14 protein-coding genes are annotated in these 21,390 nt (G+C 33.3%); 8 read left to right on the top strand and 6 right to left on the bottom strand.

Annotated elements, in window-relative coordinates; translation table 11 throughout:
* Positions 1-136 precede the first annotated feature (136 nt).
* Both OM075_RS06285 and OM075_RS06280 read left to right on the top strand, forming a co-directional pair.
* Positions 137-2,020, top strand: coding sequence for a DUF3858 domain-containing protein (locus OM075_RS06285; RefSeq protein WP_301189636.1), 1,884 nt, complete (start codon positions 137-139; stop codon positions 2,018-2,020).
* Entirely contained in the window at positions 2,004-3,908 is a 1,905-nt protein-coding gene (locus tag OM075_RS06280; protein ID WP_301189635.1) for a DUF3857 domain-containing transglutaminase family protein, read from the top strand. The genes OM075_RS06285 and OM075_RS06280 overlap by 17 nt, the downstream gene beginning before the upstream one ends.
* Positions 3,909-3,999: 91 nt before the next feature.
* Here the strand turns inward: OM075_RS06280 and OM075_RS06275 are convergent, their stop codons facing one another.
* On the bottom strand, positions 4,000-4,584 hold the full coding sequence (locus OM075_RS06275; RefSeq protein WP_301189634.1) for an HlyD family secretion protein: 585 nt from the start codon (positions 4,582-4,584) through the stop codon (positions 4,000-4,002).
* A gap of 219 nt (positions 4,585-4,803) precedes the next feature.
* On the opposite strand from OM075_RS06275, the gene mnmA reads away from it, so the two are divergent.
* Complete coding sequence (mnmA, locus tag OM075_RS06270) at positions 4,804-6,003, top strand: tRNA 2-thiouridine(34) synthase MnmA (protein WP_363321540.1); 1,200 nt, start codon at positions 4,804-4,806, stop codon at positions 6,001-6,003.
* 132 nt (positions 6,004-6,135) lie between these two features.
* On the opposite strand, the gene OM075_RS06265 is transcribed toward mnmA, so the two are convergent.
* Complete coding sequence (locus tag OM075_RS06265; RefSeq protein WP_301189632.1) at positions 6,136-6,636, bottom strand: SixA phosphatase family protein; 501 nt, start codon at positions 6,634-6,636, stop codon at positions 6,136-6,138.
* Between the two features lie 180 nt (positions 6,637-6,816).
* On the opposite strand from OM075_RS06265, the gene OM075_RS06260 reads away from it, so the two are divergent.
* Positions 6,817-7,323, top strand: coding sequence for a metallophosphoesterase family protein (locus OM075_RS06260; protein ID WP_301189631.1), 507 nt, complete (start codon positions 6,817-6,819; stop codon positions 7,321-7,323).
* 46 nt (positions 7,324-7,369) lie between these two features.
* On the opposite strand, the gene OM075_RS06255 is transcribed toward OM075_RS06260, so the two are convergent.
* Both OM075_RS06255 and OM075_RS06250 read right to left on the bottom strand, forming a co-directional pair.
* The gene (locus OM075_RS06255; protein WP_301189630.1) at positions 7,370-8,680 is read right to left on the bottom strand and encodes a radical SAM protein; all 1,311 of its coding nucleotides are present in this window, start codon (positions 8,678-8,680) and stop codon (positions 7,370-7,372) included.
* 437 nt (positions 8,681-9,117) lie between these two features.
* Positions 9,118-10,731, bottom strand: a complete 1,614-nt coding sequence (locus tag OM075_RS06250) for an ABC-F family ATP-binding cassette domain-containing protein (RefSeq protein ID WP_301189629.1) — start codon at positions 10,729-10,731, stop codon at positions 9,118-9,120.
* Positions 10,732-11,411: 680 nt separating this feature from the next.
* Here OM075_RS06250 and OM075_RS06245 point away from each other — a divergent pair.
* On the top strand, positions 11,412-12,239 hold the full coding sequence (locus OM075_RS06245; RefSeq protein ID WP_301189628.1) for a nitroreductase family protein: 828 nt from the start codon (positions 11,412-11,414) through the stop codon (positions 12,237-12,239).
* Between the two features lie 20 nt (positions 12,240-12,259).
* Here the strand turns inward: OM075_RS06245 and OM075_RS06240 are convergent, their stop codons facing one another.
* A complete protein-coding gene (locus tag OM075_RS06240; protein ID WP_301189627.1) occupies positions 12,260-13,453 on the bottom strand; it encodes a response regulator in 1,194 nt (397 codons plus the stop codon).
* A gap of 234 nt (positions 13,454-13,687) precedes the next feature.
* Here OM075_RS06240 and OM075_RS06235 point away from each other — a divergent pair, with 234 nt between their 5' ends.
* The 3 genes from OM075_RS06235 (at position 13,688) to OM075_RS06225 (ending at position 20,481) form a co-directional block, all read left to right on the top strand.
* Complete coding sequence (locus OM075_RS06235) at positions 13,688-16,228, top strand: endonuclease MutS2 (RefSeq protein ID WP_301189626.1); 2,541 nt, start codon at positions 13,688-13,690, stop codon at positions 16,226-16,228.
* Positions 16,229-16,309: 81 nt separating this feature from the next.
* Positions 16,310-17,023, top strand: coding sequence for an urease accessory protein UreH domain-containing protein (locus OM075_RS06230; protein WP_301189625.1), 714 nt, complete (start codon positions 16,310-16,312; stop codon positions 17,021-17,023).
* Positions 17,024-17,076: 53 nt separating this feature from the next.
* The gene (locus OM075_RS06225) at positions 17,077-20,481 is read left to right on the top strand and encodes a sensor histidine kinase (protein WP_301189624.1); all 3,405 of its coding nucleotides are present in this window, start codon (positions 17,077-17,079) and stop codon (positions 20,479-20,481) included.
* On the opposite strand, the gene OM075_RS06220 is transcribed toward OM075_RS06225, so the two are convergent.
* Positions 20,482-21,390 carry a DMT family transporter gene (locus OM075_RS06220; RefSeq protein WP_301189623.1) on the bottom strand — a complete coding sequence of 303 codons (909 nt, stop codon included), beginning with the start codon at positions 21,388-21,390 and terminating at the stop codon, positions 20,482-20,484. It abuts the gene before it with no gap.

Raw genomic sequence — 21,390 nt, 5'->3', positions numbered from 1 at the left:
GGGGGATTGATTTTCAAAAAAGATAAAAATCTGTCCCAATGCGTGATTTTTAAATTATGACTAACTAATTTAGAAAACGTTTAGGACAGCTCTGACTTTTGTTGAAGATTATTAACCCTAAAAAGTACATTACGTAATGACTAAAGCTCTAACTCTGATTGCTATTTGCATATTGGCAATCATACACCAAGCCTCAGCCAAAGCTCCAATTAAATTTGGTAAAGTTGATATTGAAGATTTAAAGATGACTGTATATGAGCCAGATACCAGTGCTACAGCAGTTGTTCTTTGTAAATATGGTTACTTCAATGGAAATACTTATTCCTTTACTACAGTTACCCGAGTTAAAATTCTAAAAAAAGCAGGTGTTTCACTTTCTGAGTTTTCTTTTCCTGGGAAAGAAGATATGCAGGTTCGTGGAAAAGTTTTTAACCTGGAAAATGGCGAAATTGTTGAAGAACGATTAAAAAGCGAATCCATCTTTAAATTAAAAATTACCGATGATTATTACAGGATGAAAGTAGCCCTGCCTAATATTAAAGTAGGTAGTATTTATGATATTGAAACTTCACAACAGCTATTACCTTCGGAATTTGCATTTCAAAGAGAAATTCCTGTTAAGTATTGTCAACTGGATTTAGATCCAACCAACGAAATTGAATACAGGAAAAGAGCCCGTGGTTTTATTGGAATACAAAGTGATGGACCAAATACTTTTTTCATGGATAGTGTTCCTGCGTTTAAGCAAGAACCTTATATGGATTCAAGAGAGAATTATATAGCAAAATTCGAATTTGATATTTTGAGTGTTAGTTTCCCTGGTTTTTATAGAGGATTTACAACATCGTGGGAAGCTGTAAATAAAAGATTAAGATCAAGTACTCATTTTGGAGGCGCATTAACTAATGGCGTGGGTGCTTTAAATACGCTTAAAAAGGAAATAGAAGATAAATATTCTGATCCATATGATAAAATGGTTGCTGCATATGAAGCTATAAAGCAAATTAAGTGGAATGAAGTGGAATCATTGTTTTCTACTGAAGATCATTTAGGTGGAGTATTTAAAGATAAAAAAGGAAATTCTGCAGATATAAATATGATGCTTTATCAATTATTACAAAAGCTTGAAATTCCTGCTTTACCGTTAGCTATTAGTACTCGGGAAAATGGTATGCTTCATCAGTTCTATCCAAGTTTGGAGAAATTGAATTATATGTTGGTTCGTGCCAAAATCGGAGATAAAGAATACCTATTGGATGCTACTGAGGAATTGATGCCTGTGGATATGGTACCATTGAGATGTTTGAATAAAAATGGTCGCTTAATTAACAATGAAAGTGGTAAATGGATAGATTTACGAACAGATAAAAAAGACAAGTCCACGTTAATTTTTAATCTGGAATTAAATGAGAATTTAGAAGCAGAAGGATCAATGCAATGTGCTAAGTTTGACTATTCAGCCTACGATTTCCGTAAAAAGTACAAAAACTACGCCAGTGAAAATGAGTTTTTGGAAGCAATGGAAACAGAGCATCCTGGATTAAGAATTAAATCATTTGCTTTAACTAATGTAGATTCTATTTACAAAGAAGTTCGTGAAACGTATCAGGTTAAAGTAAGTAATGTGGCTCAAAAAGTGGGGGATATGATTATGATCAATCCATTTTTATTTGAGAGAGAGGAAAATAATCCGTTTAAATTAGAAGAGCGTAAGTATCCTGTAGATTTTGCTTATAAAACTGAAAAAACAGTTTTGTCTAACTTAACAATTCCTGATGGTTATGTTTTTGAAACGATTCCAAAACCAGCCAGAATAGTTTTGCCAGAAAAGGCCGGAGCTGTACTCGTGGCTTATTCTGTTATGGGTAACCGACTTTCAGTTACCTATAAATTTACCATTGATAAAACCGTTTTCTTACCGGAAGAGTACGCTTTGTTAAAACAACTTTTTGCGTTAATGATTGAAAAACAAGCCGAACCAGTAGTTATTAAAAAGAATGCAGATGCAGCTTCGTTATAAAATTTATATCGTTTTATTTTTTTGCGCTATAAATATTTGGGCAAAAAAAGAACCAAAGTATCCTGTATCCGAAATTCCTAAGGAATTAACTGCAGATGCAGATGCTGTTGTCAGAGAAAAAAGTACTACAGTAGAAGTATTTGCTCCTTCAAAAATGATTTATGACGAAAAATATGTCATTACAGTATTGAAGGAAAGTGGAAAGGACAAAGCTTTGTTTCAGGAAGGATATAGTAAGTTTATGTCTATATCAGGTATTTCAGCAACAGTATATGATGCAGAAGGTAATAAAGTTAAGTCTATACCTCAGGATGAGATTAAAGATTATGCTTCTGTGTCAGGTTTTTCATTGTACGAGGATGATCGTGTTAAGGTAATAGATCCTAAATATGCTGTTTATCCTTATACTGTTGAATACACTTTTCAAAGAAAATGTAATTCAGCTTATTATTTACAAGGTTGGTTTGCTTTACAGGATTTTAATACTTCAGTACAGCAATTGAATTATAAGATTATTGCTCCGGAAGATTTTTCTTATCACTATAAAGAAAATAATCTTACAGAAAAAGCAAAGGAGGAGGTTATTGATGGAAAATTACACAGGTCGTGGACTATAAGTAATTATAAAGCCATTCAAAATGAGGTGTTAAGTTCATTTCTGGAGGAATATGTTCCTTCAGTTATTGTGGCTCCAAACACCTTTGTAATGGATGGGTTTGAAGGAAAGTTTGATTCTTGGGAGAATTTTGGCTTATATATTAAGCAGTTAAACAAAGGTAAAGATGATGTTCCGGAAGAAACCGTAAATAAAGTGCGTAGCCTATTTACTGAGGGAATGAGCGACTATGAAAAGATAGCTACGGTTTATAAATACTCTCAGGATAAAAACAGATATGTTAGTATTCAGGAAGGTATTGGTGGATATCAGCCATTTTCTGCTGAAACAGTAGATCGTTTATCTTATGGTGATTGTAAAGCGCTTTCTAATTATGTGGTTTCGCTGTTAAATAGGTTAGGATATGAAGCTTATTATACACTAATTTATGCCGGTGATCAACGATTTACGAATAAAGATTTTGTTAGTAATTATTTTAACCATATTGTATCATGTGTTCATTTACCCAATGATACAGTTTGGCTTGAGTGTACAAATTCTTATTATCCATGTGGTTACCTGGGGAGCTCTACAGATGATAGATATGCTTTGATGATTAAAGAAAATGGAGGTGAATTAATAAAAACACCAACTTATTCAGTTAAAGATGATAATGTATTTACCAAAACAACTGTAGATATAAGTTTTAATGATGTAACAAAGGTTCAATCAAAGTCTGTTTATAAAGGGGTTCATTTTGCCGAAATGTTAGGCTTAACTGTTTTGGATGAAACGGATCGTAGAAAAAGAGTAATAAAGTCTATTGACCTGCCTCATTTTGAATTGGAGAGTTATAAAATTACTCCGTTTAAAGAACGTGAGCCATGGCTAGAGAAGGAGGTAGCTATTGCTTTACCAAGTTTTGGAAGTAAAATGGGAGACAGAGTATTTATTCCATTAAATACCATGAATAAAATGACCAGTGCGCCACCTTATTCGCGTAATCGGGTTTCTCCAGTGATGATATCCAGACCTTATAGTGAAAATGATTCTGTAAAATATTTAATTCCTGAAGGATATAAAATGGAGGCACTTCCTGATCCGGTAAATATTTTATCCGAATTTGGTGAATATCATGGTACTGCAACTGTTGATGGACAGAGTATTATATACGAAAGAGAGTTTATACTAAAGAAAGGTCATTATACTAAAGAAAAGTATAACGATTTTGTAGAATTTATTGAATCAGTTGTAAAAAATGATGATGCTAAAGCTGTTTTAATAAAAATATAGCACTATTCTGATTTCAAAGATTTAAAAATAAAAAAGCCAGCTTGTAATTGATGCACAAGCTGGCTTTTTTTATCGAGTTATTTATTGTCTATTACTTTTTCTTCTTTTTAGAGTCTTTAGGCTCATCCACTGCATTTAAATCTTCAAGCGTCCATTCTAATTCTTCTTTAGAATATTCCAAACTGGCTTGAGCTTCTTTTAAAGTTCTTTCGTAATCCTTAATATAACTTTTCCCCTTAGTAAGGTTTTTATCTGCGGTACTAAGTAGTTTATCATTAGCTTTTGTTTTGTTTAAAAGCTCTTTGGAGTCAATCTTGTATTGAGTATCAATCTTTTTAAGTTCGGCTTTGGCTTCAGTAGCTTCATCTTTGTCTTTTGACTTTGAAATTTTTAAAAACTGCTTACGATCTGTTGCATATTGTTTGCTTAAGGTTTTTGTTTCTGCCTTAAGTTGTTTTTGTAGTGTTTTACCTTCTTCTAACTGGGAAGTGCCAATTTGAATTAAGGAGTCAGCATAGTCTACTTTAATCTGTGCTTTTTCAACTTTTGCTTCAGCCAGAGTAATGGTTTTGTTTAGTTTGGCAACAGCTGCGGAATCTTTAGAAGTCCATGTTTTTTGAGAAATAGCCTTCAGAGGAATAAGTGTTGCAAACAATGCGATGATAAATATTTTCATTTTTAATTTATTAGATGGTGTTTTTGAGAATTGATTTAATGATGACTATACGATAAAAGATGATATAATGTTATTAATGAAATAGATTTTTATTTATGATGAATGAAAATATTTTATAATAGTATGTTTTTTAGGTATTTATCTAGGGGTGTGTTATATGCATAAAATAATGTATCTTTGTGCGCTATTTTTATTGCTTATAATTATTTAGAAAACAGAATGCAAAAGAAGAAAGTTGTTATCGGATTATCAGGAGGAGTTGATTCAAGTGTGGCAGCCTATGTTTTAAAAGAACAAGGCTATGAAGTGATTGGCTTGTTTATGAAAAACTGGCATGATACAACAGGTGTTTTAGAGGCTGACTGTCCATGGTTAGAGGATAAATTTGATGCTATGGCAGTGGCAAAAAAACTGGATATACCTTTTCATTATGTTGATTTAAGTGAGCAATACAGAGCCAGAGTGGTGGATTATATGTTCAGCGAATATGAGAAAGGCAGAACCCCTAATCCCGATGTTCTTTGCAACAGAGAAATTAAGTTTGATGTTTTTATGGATAAAGCATTTGAACTGGGAGCTGATTATGTTGCAACAGGCCATTACTGCAGAAAAGATACCATTGTTAAAGATGGTAAAGAGTATCATCGTTTATTAGCAGGTAGTGATGGTAACAAAGATCAAAGTTATTTTTTGTGTCAGTTATCGCAGGAGCAGTTGGCTAAAGCTTTATTCCCAATTGGAGATATAGTGAAGCCGGAGGTTCGCAGAATAGCTAATGAGTTAAATTTAGTAACGGCTCATAAAAAAGATTCACAGGGAATTTGTTTTGTGGGTAAAGTTGACTTGCCTGTTTTTCTACAGCAGAAGCTCGAATCAAAAAAAGGTAAAGTTTTTATCATTGATAAAGATTGTGAGTTGTTTAGCAGGAATTGGAATCAGGCCAAGGAAAATCCAACAGATGAAGTTTTAGAAGAACTTTGTCAGCCATATGTATTTCACCCTAAATATGGCAAAAGGGTAGGAGAGCATGGTGGAGCACATTTCTATACTATTGGTCAGCGAAAAGGATTAAATATAGGAGGTTTTCCGGAGCCATTGTTTATCATTGGAACCAATATTCCATTTAATCAGATTTATGTGGGTATGGGAAAACAACATCCTGGATTATACCGTCAGGTATTGAAAGTAAATGCAGATGAATTGCATTGGGTTCGTCCTGATTTAGAAATGCAGGTTGGGGAATCACGTCGACTTCAAATACGAATTCGTTATCGTCAGCCATTACAACAAGGGGTTATTCATAGAAGAAAAGACGGCATGTACGTGGTGTTTGATGAACCTCAAAGGGGAATTACTTCTGGTCAGTTTGCTTCCTGGTATGTAGAGGATGAATTGATAGGGTCAGGTGTGATAGACTAAGACGGATAAGGAAGAAAGAAACAGGGATAAAGGAGATTAATAAACTAACAATACGAGCTGATTTTTAGTATTGTTAGTTTGATCAAGTTGAGAATCCGTATTTACCTTTTTTTAGTATTAAATAAGGCTTTCTTATTTAAACATCTTTGGGTATAAGTATAATTCCATTTTACCGGCTCCAACTTCAATATCTTTCCAGTTGTCAATATTAAAATTGATTACAGTAGTGCAGCTGGTGGGGAAGTGCCATAAATCATCGCTCACTAATCTGGTGGTAAAGCTTGCAATATCCGGATTGTGCCCAAAAATAATGATGCAATCGTGTTGAGAACCGATTTTTTCAATGTACGAAAGCATTTCACCGGTTGTATAGCCATCATATAAAAACTGCTCTTTTACTATATTATTCGAGTCATATCCTAATTGCTCAGCAAAAACTTTGGCAGTTTGTTTTGCTCTTTTGGCTTTGCTGGTGATAAATAAATCAGGAATAATGTTTTTGGCTTTTAGTTGATTGGCAATAAGCTCAGCATCTTTTTGTCCACGGGGTAAAAGTTTTCGCTCAAAATCACTTTTACTGTAATCGTATAATTGTTCTGTTTTTGAATGTCGGACTAATATTAATTTTTTCATTGTAATATGCTATTTTTAGTACTAATAACAAAGGTATGAAGAATTCGCTAGTGTTTATATCAATTGTGAGTGCACATTACTGCAAGAGATGTTTTTTAGAAGACGTTAATTCAACTTTTTACTTTTTACTTTGAACTATATTCACATTTAAGCTATTTTCGGGCAATAAAAAATAGCGAAATGAAACGAATTGGTCTTTTATCGGACACACACTCTTTTTTTGATCCAAAGTTTAAAGAATTATTTGCTGCATGTGATGAAATATGGCATGCAGGTGATATTGGAGATATAAAGGTACTGGACGCGTTGAAGGATTTTAAACCAACTCGTGCAGTGTATGGTAATATAGATGATGCGGTTATTAGAAGGTGTTTAAATGAGCATGAACGATTTGTTTGCGAAGGTGTTGATGTTTGGATTACACACATAGGTGGTTATCCGGGTAAATATGATCGGAGAGTAAAAAATGAATTGTTCAGGAATCCACCAAAGTTGTTTATTGATGGACATTCGCATATTCTTAAAGTGATTTACGATGATCAGTTAAATTTATTACATATAAACCCGGGAGCAGCAGGCCTATCTGGTTTTCATGCCGTTCGAACTGCCATTAGATTTGTTTTGGATAAAGGTGAAATAAAAGATTTAGAGGTTATTGAGTTAGAAAATAAATCTTTTGGCAAATAAAAAAAGAGGCCATCTCATTTTAAGACAGCCTCTTTAAATATATAGGTTAATAATACTCCGGAAATTCATCCTCAATAATCTCTTTCTGGAAAATCTTAAAAAGAGCTGTGTCTGCTATATCTCTGCAGGTTTTATTGTTCATATTTTCAAGAAAAGATCTGCTTGTTGTTTCTAAGTTGCTCACTGTATTTTTAGACTTCAGATAATATGCTTTTGAGTTGATATTGAATGTTTCCGTCTCACTTTTTAGATCATTGGTATCACTCAATGAATAATAAGAATAGGAAACATTTATTTTACCATGTGTTTCCGGATCAAGTTTCAATGTATTTAGGTCAATTGAATTGTTTTCTCCACCTGTAGTTATCTTTCTTAAGAAGCCCAATTCAGTTAATTCAGATTCATCTTTAATAAACTTAGATGATATATGCTTTCTGAAACCTGCTTTTTGGTAGTTGTTTTTATAATGATAGTTACAATAATTTACTCCAATAGCCAATTGATTTTCTGATACATATTTTAAAATCTTTAAGGCAGTTAATTCCGATTCTACAACAGTAGGAGGTGTGCCATGGGTATAGGTATATGGTTTTGAAGCTAATTTAGCTATGTTATATGGAGTTAATCGCAATTGGTGAAGATTTAAATTAGTCACTCCTTCCTCAATTAACTGAGGTAGAAGTTGAGTTAGTTTTTTATAGTCCTCCGGTATTGCAGGTATTTCAACTGTAATATTTTTAATGTATGGTCTGGCATTTTTTATCAGGTTTATATTGTAATTGCTGGCACCTAAATTAAATCTTACTTCATCAACTCCTATTTCATTTAGTGTTTTAAAAATTTCAGGAGTACCTAATATGCCGTTAGTATATAACCAAACATAAATATCTTTGTTGCATTGTTTGCGTACAGCCTTAATATAGGCTACTGTTTTTTCAAATGTTTTTAAAGGTTCTCCACCACTAATACTCACTCCTTTAAAATTAAAATAGTTGATATAGTCAGCAAATTCCTCAGGGGTATTAAAACTACATCCTTGTGTTGCCGGGGTTTCATCATTATCCTGCTGTGTTGGGCAAAATACACAAGTGGCATTACATATATTATTAATAAACAAACACGACCATGAACCTTCAGCACATAACTGACAGCCTTTTGATAGGCTTTTATGCCAGGGTTTACTGTTTTTATATGAATGGTTTATTGAATTTTCAAGGTAATCAAATAGTTCTTTTCGTTCAGCTTCAAGTGAATAAACAGTACCATTGTTAATCCAGTTTACTGGAGCTTTAAAATTTTCAATCAGCTTATGGTTTTTATTTACAACGTCGTTTAAATATAAAATATATGGTGTCATTTTCAGAATATGATATAGGCATAATTCGGGTATTGAATGTATTTAAAGAATACAATAATCCCATGTTACACTGTGAATGTTATTTTTAAGATTTGTTGAGAGATACCTGATTCAGATATCTTCCTAATGATGTGAGTTGAGTAAACCTTAAAAAACTACAGTTCTGAAAAAATCACTAAAAAGAAAAGTGAAAGTAGAGAACATTCTGTTCTATGGCAGAAATTACTTGTATAAATAATCTTATTTATAAGTTGCAATTGAATGTTCACTTATGTGTAGGTTAAATTATTAGTGGTGCAAAAATAAGTAATTAATCAAGTGTTGATATCAGGATCGTTTATTTTTTGAAATATAAATTTATGCAGTTTTCAACCAGAAATAAAAAATGCCAACCTAAATAAATAGATTGGCATTTGATTTTATTTTTAGAGCAAGTATTACTTATACATGCTATCTCTTCTCTTCATTAACTCTTCATCTGTAATATAATCATCGTATTCAGTTTGCTTATCAATAATTCCGCTAGGAGTTAATTCGATAATACGATTACTTACTGTTTGAATAAATTCGTGGTCATGACTTGAGAAAAGAACATTACCTTTAAACTGAGTTAATCTTTCATTGAATGCCTGAATAGATTCCAAATCCAAGTGGTTTGTAGGAGTATCCAGAATCATGGTATTTGCATTTCTAAGCATCATACGAGCTATCATACAACGCATTTTTTCTCCTCCGGAAAGAACTTTACAGTTTTTGTATATTTCTTCTCCTGAGAAAAGCATCTTACCTAAATAACCTCTGATAAATACTTCTGTTGTATCGTCAGAGAACTGACAAAGCCAATCGAAGATACTCATATCTTTATCAAAGAAAGTTGAGTTTTCTACCGGAAGATAAGCTGTTGTAATGGTTTGTCCCCATCTGTATTCTCCGGTATCAGGCTGTTTAAGTCCATTGATGATTTCAAAGAAAGCAGTCATGGCACGAGGATCTTTTGAAAGGAAAACGATTTTATCGTCTTTTTCAACATTGAAAGAAACATCTTTAAACAGTGTTTCACCTTCAATACTGGCGCTTAAATCCCTAACCTCAAGAATGGTGTTACCCGGATCTCTATCAGGAGTAAAAATAATTGCAGGATACTTACGTGTTGAAGGTTGAATTTCTTCCACATTAAGTTTTTCAAGCATTTTTTTACGACTGGTAGTTTGCTTACTTTTAGCAACGTTAGCGCTAAAACGAGCAATAAACTCCTGAAGTTCTTTCTTTTTCTCTTCTGCTTTTTTGTTTTGTTGTTGCTGCTGACGAAGTGCTAACTGACTTGATTCATACCAGAAACTGTAGTTACCTGAAAATAACTGAACCTTACCAAAATCAATGTCAACAGTATGTGTACAAATAGAATCCAGGAAGTGACGGTCGTGAGATACAACCAAAACTGTGTTTTCAAAATTAGATAAGTAGTTTTCTAACCAGCTTACTGAATCTAAATCCAGGTCGTTGGTAGGCTCATCTAATAACAAGTTGTCAGGCTTTCCAAATAAAGCTCTTGCCAAAAGGATTTTTACTTTTTGCTTACCACTAAGCGTTCCCATTTGAACGTAATGTAAATCCTCTTTAATACCCAATCCACTTAATAAGTTGGCTGCATCACTTTCTGCATTCCAGCCATCCATTTCAGCAAATTTTTCTTCTAATTCAGAAACGCGAACACCGTCTTCATCAGAAAAATCAGGTTTAGCATACAACTCATTCTTTTCGTTCATCACATCCCATAACAGGGTATGTCCCATCATTACAGTATCCAAAACTGTAAATTCATCAAACTCGTGGTGATCCTGCTTAAGCACAGAAAGTCGTTCTGCTGGTCCGAAAGTAACTGAACCTCCTGTAGAATCAAGATCTCCACTTAAAATTCTTAAAAAAGTTGACTTTCCTGCTCCGTTGGCACCAATAATACCATAGCAGTTACCTTGTGTAAACTTTAAATTTACGTCTTGAAATAGGGTTCTTTTCCCAAATTGAATTCTTAAATTCGAAACTGTAATCATTTAATTAAATGTTTTTTTCTATCATTTAAAAGGAGCGCAAAAATAGACATTATTACTGAAGAAGCCTTAAATATTTGAAACTATTATTGTTAAGGAATGTTTAAATAGTGGATTTGTTGAACCCCTGGAGCTTTTATTAATTCTTTAATCTGGAGGTTTTTATCACGCTTACTTAATCAGATGTTGATGTGTTAGTGGTATGTTTTCAGTATGTCTGATCCATAAAAGCACGATATCACCTTTATAAGGTAACAGGTTATATAACATTACTCATATATAAAATCGACACTATTGATTCAGTTTTCATTCACATATAAGTGAGTCAGAAGTGAATGAATAGTGAACCAATAGTGAATGAATAGTGAGCTTTAAGCTCAGCTGTTTTCACCATGATTCAACTACGAGTTACACCAGGTTCTTTTTATTGTACTATTAATTGTAATGATAAAAGTAGTTCTGATGTCATCAGAACTTAAATGAAAGCTTTGATCATCACAGGTTATTTTTCTTTTAAGTTTTCTATATTTTTCTCTGTAATGTATATCTAATAATTAAAAGGTTTAGTCATATCTTCAGGTTGATCGTTTGATAGTATGTTATGTAATATAAACCAGTTTTAAAGTCAATCAATAATAAATTAGTATCATTGCGCCTGTTTTTACGAAAAAGAATTTTGTGATATGTTGGATTTTAGAATAGATGAAAGTAAGTGTACACAATGTGGATTATGTGCTCAGGACTGTCCGGTATTAATCATTGACGGAAAAAATGGAATTCCTGAAATTAAAGCAGGAAAAGAAGGTAACTGCTTAAAGTGTCAGCATTGTATGGCGATTTGTCCAACAGGGGCATTGTCTATTCTAGGAAAAAATCCCGACCAGAGTGCCTCAGTTAAAGAAGGTATGCCTTCTTCATCGTCCATGTTGAATTTGTTTAAGACACGACGTTCTATTCGAAAGTTTAAAAATGAAGAACTTAGCAAGGAGTTGATAAGTGACTTGTTACAAGGAGCAGCTAATGCACCAACAGGACATAATAATAACCAGGTTTTGTTTTCTGTAATAGATAATAAAGCAGATTTAAAGAAATTCAGGGATGCGGTATATGATTCAATCCATACTGCCTTTGAAAACAATCATAAACATCCGTTTCTGCCTATGTTAAATGATTTAAAACGTTTATGGGTTAGTAAAAAGATTGATGTTATTTTAAGAGATGCGCCTCATGTTTTAATTACATCTTCGCCCAAAAAATCGGTAACACCTGTAGAGGATTGTGTTATTGCCTTAAGCTATTTTGAGTTATTGGCAAATACACATGGGGTTGGCACCTTGTGGAACGGAATGTTAAAGTGGGTAATTAATGATATTGACCTGGAACTACGTGAACGATTAGGTATTCCTGTTGATCATGAAGTAGGAGACGTAATGGTTTTTGGATTTCCTGCAGTTAAATATACCAGAGGAATTCAGACAGAAGGTTTAAACCTTAACACCATAAAGCTTTAATAAAAACTTCATTTAAAGCTTTATTTATCTGAATTAAGGTATCTGTAACCCATAAGTAAAATGTCATCAACCTGCTCGTTGTATCCTTTCCATTGGTCAAAGAACTGTTGCAGGTTGGTTTTTTGATCCGTCATTTTTTGCTTATGATATTTTAATAAAGCCTCCTTAAACTGACTATTCATCATTTTTCTGTTTTGAGCTCCTCCAAACTGATCAGCAAACCCATCAGAAAAAAGGTAAATGCAATCATTGTGTTGCAGATTAATTACATGGCAGGTAAATGGTGTTTGTCGGGGATAAGAGCCAACAGGCATTCTGTTGCCTTTAATTTCAATCAACTCTTGTTTTCTTATAAGATATATGGGCAAGTTGGCTCCTGCAAATTTCATTGTATTGCTTTTTTTATCAATAAGTACCAAAGATGCATCCAACCCATCTGATATTTCATCAGTTCCCGGACTATAGAATGTTGAGATAATTGTCTTTCTTAGTTTATTTAATATTTGTGCAGGTGAATTAACTTTTTCAACAGCAATAATTTCTTTAATAAAAGCCATGCTCATCATGCTCATAAGCGCTCCGGGAACGCCATGGCCAGTGCAATCAGCAGCAACTAATAACAATTGATCATTCACTTCATTTACCAGATAAAAATCGCCGCTAACAATATCTCTGGGTTTGTAAATCACAAAATAATCCTCCATTAAATTATCAAGGTAAGTTTTGTGAGGAAGCGTGGCATTTTGAATTCGCTGGGCATAATACATACTATCTGTAATCGTATCATATATATCTTCAATAGACTTTAAATATCGGGCATTATCCTCCAGCGATTTTTTATATTTCAATTGCGTTGATACTCTTACTTTTAATTCATCAACGTTAAATGGTTTTGTAATAAAGTCAACACCACCAACGCCAAAACCCTTTACTAAACTTTGCGGATCAGTTTCTCCGGTAATAAAGATAACAGGAATACTACTGGTTTCGGAATTTGTTTTTAGCATGGAACAAACATCATAACCATCCATCCCTTCCATAATAATATCAAGCAAAACTAAATCCGGCTTGTCTTCTCCTTGAGCAATCCTGAGCGCTTCCTCTCCTGAATTAGCAGAGATGCAATTGTATTCAGATAAACAATCCATCAGAATAAGGACGTTTGTCGGGGAATCATCAACTATCAATATTTTTTGGGGTTCTGGAGTAAACATTTAATAAGTATTATGCTCTTAAGTTACGTAATTAATATTTTACAAGTAAAGTAAAACTTTGATAATTTGAGTAAAAGATATTTTCGGATATATGTTAATCTTTATTACAAGCGATATTATTTTACTAATTTTGTGCACATTTTGTCGGCGTTTTTGTTGTTAGTATACTAATAATACGGTACAGTTGACATATAGTTATTAGATTAAATATAGAATTTGTAAAAAGATAATACATTGATATATCCAGAGTTTTTTGAAGATAAGATCCGATTTACAAAGATCAGAGAGTTGGTGAAAGAGCAGTGTTTGAGTTCATTAGGGAAGGAGCGTGTTGATGAGATGCGCTTTGTTACTTTACATGATGTGATAACACGCTGGGTGAATCAAACCAATGAATTTAAGAAGATATGTGTTGAGGAAACATCATTCCCAACCAGTTATTATATTGATGTCAGAGGTCCGCTACAACGCATAAGGGTTGAAGGTTTATTTTTAGAAGAACGAGAAATGTTTGATTTACGACGTTCGTTGACCTCTGTAAAAGATATTGTTCGGTTTTTTAAAAATAAAGAAGAGTCAAATACTTATCCATATTTAAGAGATATTGCTTCAAAGGTGATGGTTTATCCATATATTTTTGAACGTATAGATGGCATCTTAAATAAATTTGGTAAGATTAAAGATAATGCATCACCTGAACTTGCCAGAATCCGCAATGAGATTGTAAAAAAGCAATCGAGCGTATCGCGCAGAATGGCTTCAATATTGAGTAATGCACGTAAAGAAGGATTGGTTGATGCAGATGCTAATGTGGCCATTAGAGATGGCCGGGCGGTAATACCTGTACCAGCAGGAAATAAACGAAAGTTAAACGGTATTATCCATGATGAGTCATCAACAGGAAAAACCTCTTTTATTGAACCTACAGAAATTGTTGAGATCAACAATGAAATCAGAGAGTTACAATATGCTGAGAGAAGAGAGGTAAATAGAATTTTATTGGCATTTTCAGATAGTATCAGACCATATATTGATGATTTGATTTTTTCCTATGAGTTTTTGGGAATTATGGATTTTATCAGGGCAAAAGCAAAATTTGCACTGAAAATTAACGCCTGTTTACCTAAGATGGTTAACCATCCTGAGGTGAATTGGGAAGAAGCAACACATCCTTTGCTTTATTTGCAAAATTCAGCAGAAGGAAAGGAGGTGGTTCCTTTGGATATTCAGTTAAATAAAGAACAACGTATCGTTCTAATTTCAGGACCAAATGCCGGGGGTAAATCTGTTTGTTTACAAACTGTTGGTTTATTGCAATATATGTTTCAGTGCGGTATGTTAGTTCCAATGGATTCGCGAAGTACAATGGGCGTTTACCGACATATTTTTATCGATATTGGTGATCAGCAATCCATTGAAAATGATTTGAGTACTTATAGTTCTCACCTTTTGAATATGAAGTATTTCCTTAAAAATGGAACTCCTGAAACATTAATATTGATTGATGAATTTGGTACAGGTACAGAGCCTGCACTCGGAGGTGCAATTGCTGAATCTGTTTTAAAAGAGTTTAATAAACAAGGTTTAAATGGTGTAATTACAACGCACTATACCAACTTAAAACACTATGCATCAGGTGTGGATGGTATTGAAAATGGTGCCATGCAGTTTGATACGCATCAAATTAAACCCTTGTTTAAACTGATTATCGGTCAGCCAGGTAGTTCTTTTGCTTTTGAAATAGCACGCAAAATTGGTTTACCAGAAGATTTACTGGATGAGGCTAAAAAGCAAATTGGAGAGGAACATATCAATTTTGATAAGCACCTTAGAGAAATTGCCCGTGATAAAAGGTACTGGGAGAAGAAGAGAGATAATATCAGAAGGAAAGATAAACAGTTGGAAGATGTTTATGAGAAATATCTGGAGCAACTGGAGAATAGTAAAAAGGAACGAAACAAGATAATTGAGGAGGCCAGAAAAGAAGCTGAAGAGCTGATGGCTTCTGCCAATAAGAAGATTGAGCGTACTATTCGGGAGATTAAAGAAAATCAGGCAGAAAAGGAACGAACAAAACAAGCCAGGGAATCTTTAAATAAATTCAAAGATCGTCTGGAAAAACAGGACGATAAGCAGAAGAAAAAAATAGAAAAAGAGATTGAACGAATTAAAAATCGCCAGAAGAAGAAGGGCGAGAAGTCTTTAATTCAGGAAGAGGAATTTGTTGAAAGTGAACAAAAGTCAGGTGTTGAAAAATCAAAAACTGTATCTCAGCCTAAAGTTGTTAAGGACGATGGTATTATAAGAAAAGGTGATAAAGTAAGATTAGAGGGACAAGCATTACCCGGAGAGGTAATGGAAGTAAATGGCAAGAATGCCTTAGTGGCATTTGGGCATTTGATGACAAACGTTAAAGTATCTAGATTAGAGAAGGTTAGTAATAAACAAGTAAAGCAAGCTTTAAGAAGTTTAAATCAACTTAGTTTAGGTGCAACTTTAGCTGAAAAAGTGCGTACAAAGAAACTTGTGTTCAAACCGGATATTGATGTAAGAGGTCAAAGAACAGATGAAGCCATTCATAATGTAACAACTCATATTGATGACGCAGTTATGTGTGAGGTTGAAACTGTAAAAATATTACATGGTAAAGGAAATGGTATTTTAAGGCAAATGCTGAGAGAAATGCTAAATACAATGCCTCATGTTAAAAGTTTTAGAGATGAACATATACAACATGGAGGTAGTGGAATAACCATAGTAGAAATTGATATCTAAAGATCATAAGGTTTTACACAGATTAAAGAGCTGATTACAAGGTGTTATTAGTGATAAATGTTAATGTGTTAGGAGTTACAGATGACAAGCGAAGTTCAAGTACTTATGATGACTGCAGCCGGAGCCGGTTTTATACATACGGTTTTGGGCCCTGACCATTATTTGCCATTTATTTTAATAGGTAAGGCGCGTAAATGGAATCTGTCTAAGGTATTACTTTTGACGTTAGTCTGCGGAATAGGTCATATCATTGGATCACTGGTTCTTGGTGTTGTTGGTGTTTTCATGGGCATAGGTCTTGATAAATTGGAATTTGTTGAGTCAGTCCGGGGAAGCATAGCAGCATGGGCTTTAATTGCATTTGGTTTAGTTTATGCAATTTGGGGATTACGCAAAGCCTTAAAAAATAAGTCGCACTCGCATACTCATTTTCATTCAGATGGTACATTACATCATCATACACATAACCATATAAATTCACATTCTCATGTACATGAATCTACAGATTCAAAGCGTATAACACCTTGGGTGCTGTTTATTATTTTTGTACTTGGTCCATGTGAAGTATTAATACCGTTATTAATGTATCCTGCTGCACAATATAGTTTAAGTGGAGTGCTTCAGGTTACTCTTGTGTTTGGAATCACAACTATAGTTACCATGTTGGGCGTTGTGTTGGTTTCAAGCTATGGAATTCAATTTATTCCGACTAAGAAATTAGGTCTGTATACCCATTTTATAGCAGGAATAATGGTTTTTATGTCGGGAGTTGCTATTCAGGTTTTAGGAATATAGTTGATGTATTGGTATGAAGGAAAACTAGATTTATAGATTAGATTTGAGGAATAATGGAGGGATCCAAGAGTGTGTTTAAATATTTGATCTTTATACTTGTATTAGGGTTAAATTTCTTTTTTGCAAAAAGTCAATCCTTATATGGTGGGTTCGAAACGTATGGACGTTACGAAGGACTTTATCATTCAGGTATCAATACTATCATGGAGGATAGTAAAGGATTCATCTGGGTTGGCGCTTCTGATGGATTAGTGCGTACGGAGGGTGTCTTTTTTGATAGTTTCAGCAAAAATAATACCTTCTTGAGTTCATTAACTGACAATACTATAAATTGTATAGCTGAAGACATAAATAAAAATGTTATTTGGGTAGGTACTTCAATAGGTGGGATCAATCGATTTGATATAACAAAAAAAGATAGCATTAATTTTTACATCAAAACTGATACCTCAAATGTAAAAGGATATGTATCAGTAAATACTATATATCAGATAGATTCAACAAAATTTATAGTCGGAACTCAATCTCAGGGGGCATATTACTTTTATCCTGATCAAAATACCTTTATAAGATTAGGAGACGTTTATAAAGACGAAAATAATTTCCCCCAAAGAATATATAATATTAATAAAGGGGATGAATATATATGGATGTGTACTTCTGTAGGTCTATTACAATTTGATCTACAAGGTGAATTACTTCATACATTTTATTTTCAAGGAAGTAGTTTTTTAGATAAATCCTCCGGGGATGATAAAGTCGTTATTGATATCATAGAATTAGATCATAATACAGTGGAGTTTATCTCAGGAAATGCTTTGTTTTCATTTAATTGGAAAGAAAATAAGTTGGAACGATTATTCCAATCAGGTCATGAGATAAGGTTTTCTTGTTTTCAAAAGGACGATAAGGGATATTGGTTGGGAACAATAAATCATGGGTTGATTTATTACAATAAAAGCAATAATAGTACTGTGTATTATGATAAGCACCAGGGCGAAAATTCAATTCCCAATGATATAATTAAAGATTTAAAGATTTGTCAGGATAATTCTGTTTTATGGATTGCAACAAGAGATGGATTAGCAAAATATGATTATCACAAATCAAAATTTTTGCAGTTTGACATTGAGAAACTGACTGATAATGAGGTGAATTCGGTTTTTGCATTAGCAAAAGATTCTCATGATAATTATTGGTTTAATAGTCTTGAAGGCTTTTTTTATAAAGCTAAAGAAAATGAGAAGTTTTCTAAAGTAGATGCTGTTGGGAAAAAGTACATATTAAAAATTTTTGAAGATACTTCATCTAATTTATGGATACTTTCTACTACGGGTTTAATAAAACATGATATCATAAAGGATACATATGATTTTATTGATTTTAAATGTAATGGATACTTATGCAAGGATATCAATTTTATTACAGATTATGCCAATATTGAAGGTGATCATATTTTATGGTTGATTTCACGAGTGGGGCTTATTAAATTTGATTTAAATACCGAAGCGTATAAAGTATTTCCAATAGCTGAACCAGAAAAGGTGAACAGTTACAGGTATACATCACTTCAATTTTCAAACGATAATAAAAACATATGGATTGGTAGCAGAGGTGGCGAACTTATTAAGTTTAATATAGATAAGGAAACTTATAAAAACATTGATATAAATGCCTTGCAGGCCGATACTTATAAACCATGTATTATATTGGATTTAGCTGTAGACTCAATGGATAATGTCTGGATTGCTACCTTTGGAAGTGGAATGCTATTGTTTGATGAAGCTTCAAATAAAGTGTCATTTGATATGGCTGAGGATGTATTGGAAAGTTATGTATATGGTATTGTAAGTGATGATAATGGATACTTTTGGATTAGCACAAACCAGGGGATTTTAAGAGTAAACCAGAAAGACAGATCAAGAAAATTATATACAAAAAGAGATGGTACTTATTGTTCAGAGTTTAATGATGGATCTTATTACAAAACTAAAGATGGCAATATTTTATTTGGTGGAATAAATGGATTTATAGAGTTTGATCCGGATAAAATTTATAAAAACACCTATGTTCCTGAAATTCATATTAGTTCTTATTCCGAAAATAATAACAATACTATTTATGGATCAGAAATTCTGGAAGATGTAAGGTACGATGTTGATTCCGCAATTACTGTTCATGGAGATTCTGAATTAACCATGTATGCTTCAGTTATTAATTATTCCCAGTGTAATGATAACAGACTAAAATGGAAACTTGAAGGTTATGATGATGACTGGAGGGATGGATATGCTTTTCAAACACTCAATTATTCAAACCTGAAAAAAGGCAGCTTTGTATTGCGTGTAAAGGGAATAAATAATGATGGTGTCGAAAGTAAATCCGAGGCTACATTAATTATTAATGTTAAGTCAAGGTTGATTGATACCACCTTGTTTCAGATATTTTTAGTTTTATTGATCGTAGCTATCATTTTAACGCTAATAAGGGTTAGGGCTTTATGGCAAAAGAGTCAGAAGGCATTACTTATTGAACGTGTAAATGAAAAAACTGAAGCATTAACTGCATTAAACCAGGAATTAGAGGAGTCGAGAAATAAAATATATAATCAAAAAACCGAATTAGAGATTCATCGTAATTACCTGGAAGAAATTGTGGAGTTAAGAACTGCTGATTTGGAGCAGGCTAAACTTAAAGCTGAAGAGTCGGATAAGTTAAAAACTTCGTTTTTAGCTAACCTTTCTCATGAAATCAGAACTCCAATGAACGCAATTATTGGTTTCTCTAACTTATTAATGACAGGTGAGTTTGAAGAAGAGCAGCAAAAACACTTTTTAAATGTAATCAATCAAAGTAGTGAGTCCCTGTTGGCATTAATTAATGATATTATAGATATATCCAGAATTGAGACGGGAAATATAGAATTAATCAGGCAGGATACTAATATCCCAAATTTAATTCAGGAAGTAACAGATGAGTTAAAGTTTGAAAAAAAGAGTGAGGATGTAGAGTTTATGCAGGCCTATCAACTTTCAGACTCCGATTTGGATATTTATATTGACAGATACAGGTTAAAACAAATTATATCCAATCTGTTAAGAAATGCCTTTAAGTTTACTCCAGAGGGACATGTTAAGATTACTGTAAAATCTGCAGATAAGAAAAGCTTAATTGAAGCAGGGTTTTCATTAAATGGAATAGATGAGTCAGACTTTAATCCAATATTATTTGTTATTGAGGATACCGGAATTGGAATTAAAGAAAAGGACCAGAAATTAATTTTTGAACCATTTCAAAAAGCTCAAGACAAGAAAAAACTATATGAAGGAATGGGCTTAGGATTAAGTATTGTACGAAACCTGGTTGATTTATTTGGTGGGGATATTATTGTAAAGTCAGCGTACAATGAGGGCACAGTATTTAGTTTTTACATTAATAAATTCAAAAATAAAGCCTGATTAAGATTTCTGTTTTTTTCTATTGATTAAACCATAAAATATTAATGAGGTACCAATAATGAGCATTCCTAGTATGGGTATTAATTCCGGTTTTTCTCCCGGGATGATCAGCCAGCTTAGTATGGCTCCAAATATTGGTATGATGAACTTCCAGATATTCAGGTCTGAAACCAATACTTCCGGACGCTGAAGAAGAAAGAACCAGATTGTAAAAGCTGTAGCAGATAAAAAACTTAACCAACCTAATGATAGAAAATAGGGTAGAGGGTGTATGAATCCATTGAATGGCTCAATAAATAGAGAAAAAATAAAAATCACAAAACCACCGAACCCCATTTGCCAAGAACTTAATACAACAGGTGAAACAACACCTTTTAGTCTGGAAACAAATACATTTCCTATTCCACTGGATATATTGGCAAATATCAAAATGATGATACCCCAGAACTGATCAATGTTTCCGGTTGAACCCCATGCTTTATGATAGGCAATTAATACAATACCTAATATCCCCATGGATATTGTTATTAATTTTTTAAAACTTAAACTGTCATTTTTTTGCATAAAATGAGCAACCAAGGCTGCAAATAATGGTTGTGAGCCTATAATAATTGCCGCTATAGCACCGGGGACTTTACTTACTCCCCAATAGAACAGACTATAAAGTATAATAGTTTGAAAAACAGAAATTCGAAGTATTTTAAGTGGGTACTTTTTTATGGCATCCCAAACTAATGATAATTTTTTGGTTAAAGGTAGAATAAACACCCCGGCCAGAAAAAAACGTATACCTGCAAATTGAAGCGGAGTTGTATATTCCAGTCCTATTTTTATTCCGGCAAAAGCAGTTGACCAAAGTAAACATGCAATAATAGCCAAAAAGTATGTATGTGAAATAATGCGCCTCAT

The sequence above is a fragment of the Plebeiibacterium sediminum genome, from assembly GCF_026013605.1.
GTDB lineage: Bacteria > Bacteroidota > Bacteroidia > Bacteroidales > Marinilabiliaceae > Saccharicrinis > Saccharicrinis sediminus.
Note: the sequence above shows the minus strand (reverse complement) of the source record. Positions and strands in the feature narration are given on the sequence as shown.

Excerpts from the sequence above, each read along its gene's own strand:
- OM075_RS06285 (WP_301189636.1), top strand. The coding sequence starts at position 137 with ATGACTAAAGCTCTAACTCTGATTGCTATTTGCATATTGGCAATCATA.
- OM075_RS06280 (WP_301189635.1), top strand. The coding sequence starts at position 2,004 with ATGCAGCTTCGTTATAAAATTTATATCGTTTTATTTTTTTGCGCTATA.
- OM075_RS06275 (WP_301189634.1), bottom strand. The coding sequence starts at position 4,584 with ATGAAAATATTTATCATCGCATTGTTTGCAACACTTATTCCTCTGAAG.
- mnmA (WP_363321540.1), top strand. The coding sequence starts at position 4,804 with ATGCAAAAGAAGAAAGTTGTTATCGGATTATCAGGAGGAGTTGATTCA.
- OM075_RS06265 (WP_301189632.1), bottom strand. The coding sequence starts at position 6,636 with ATGAAAAAATTAATATTAGTCCGACATTCAAAAACAGAACAATTATAC.
- OM075_RS06260 (WP_301189631.1), top strand. The coding sequence starts at position 6,817 with ATGAAACGAATTGGTCTTTTATCGGACACACACTCTTTTTTTGATCCA.
- OM075_RS06255 (WP_301189630.1), bottom strand. The coding sequence starts at position 8,680 with ATGACACCATATATTTTATATTTAAACGACGTTGTAAATAAAAACCAT.
- OM075_RS06250 (WP_301189629.1), bottom strand. The coding sequence starts at position 10,731 with ATGATTACAGTTTCGAATTTAAGAATTCAATTTGGGAAAAGAACCCTA.
- OM075_RS06245 (WP_301189628.1), top strand. The coding sequence starts at position 11,412 with ATGTTGGATTTTAGAATAGATGAAAGTAAGTGTACACAATGTGGATTA.
- OM075_RS06240 (WP_301189627.1), bottom strand. The coding sequence starts at position 13,453 with ATGTTTACTCCAGAACCCCAAAAAATATTGATAGTTGATGATTCCCCG.
- OM075_RS06230 (WP_301189625.1), top strand. The coding sequence starts at position 16,310 with ATGACAAGCGAAGTTCAAGTACTTATGATGACTGCAGCCGGAGCCGGT.
- OM075_RS06225 (WP_301189624.1), top strand. The coding sequence starts at position 17,077 with ATGGAGGGATCCAAGAGTGTGTTTAAATATTTGATCTTTATACTTGTA.
- OM075_RS06220 (WP_301189623.1), bottom strand. The coding sequence starts at position 21,390 with ATGAGGCGCATTATTTCACATACATACTTTTTGGCTATTATTGCATGT.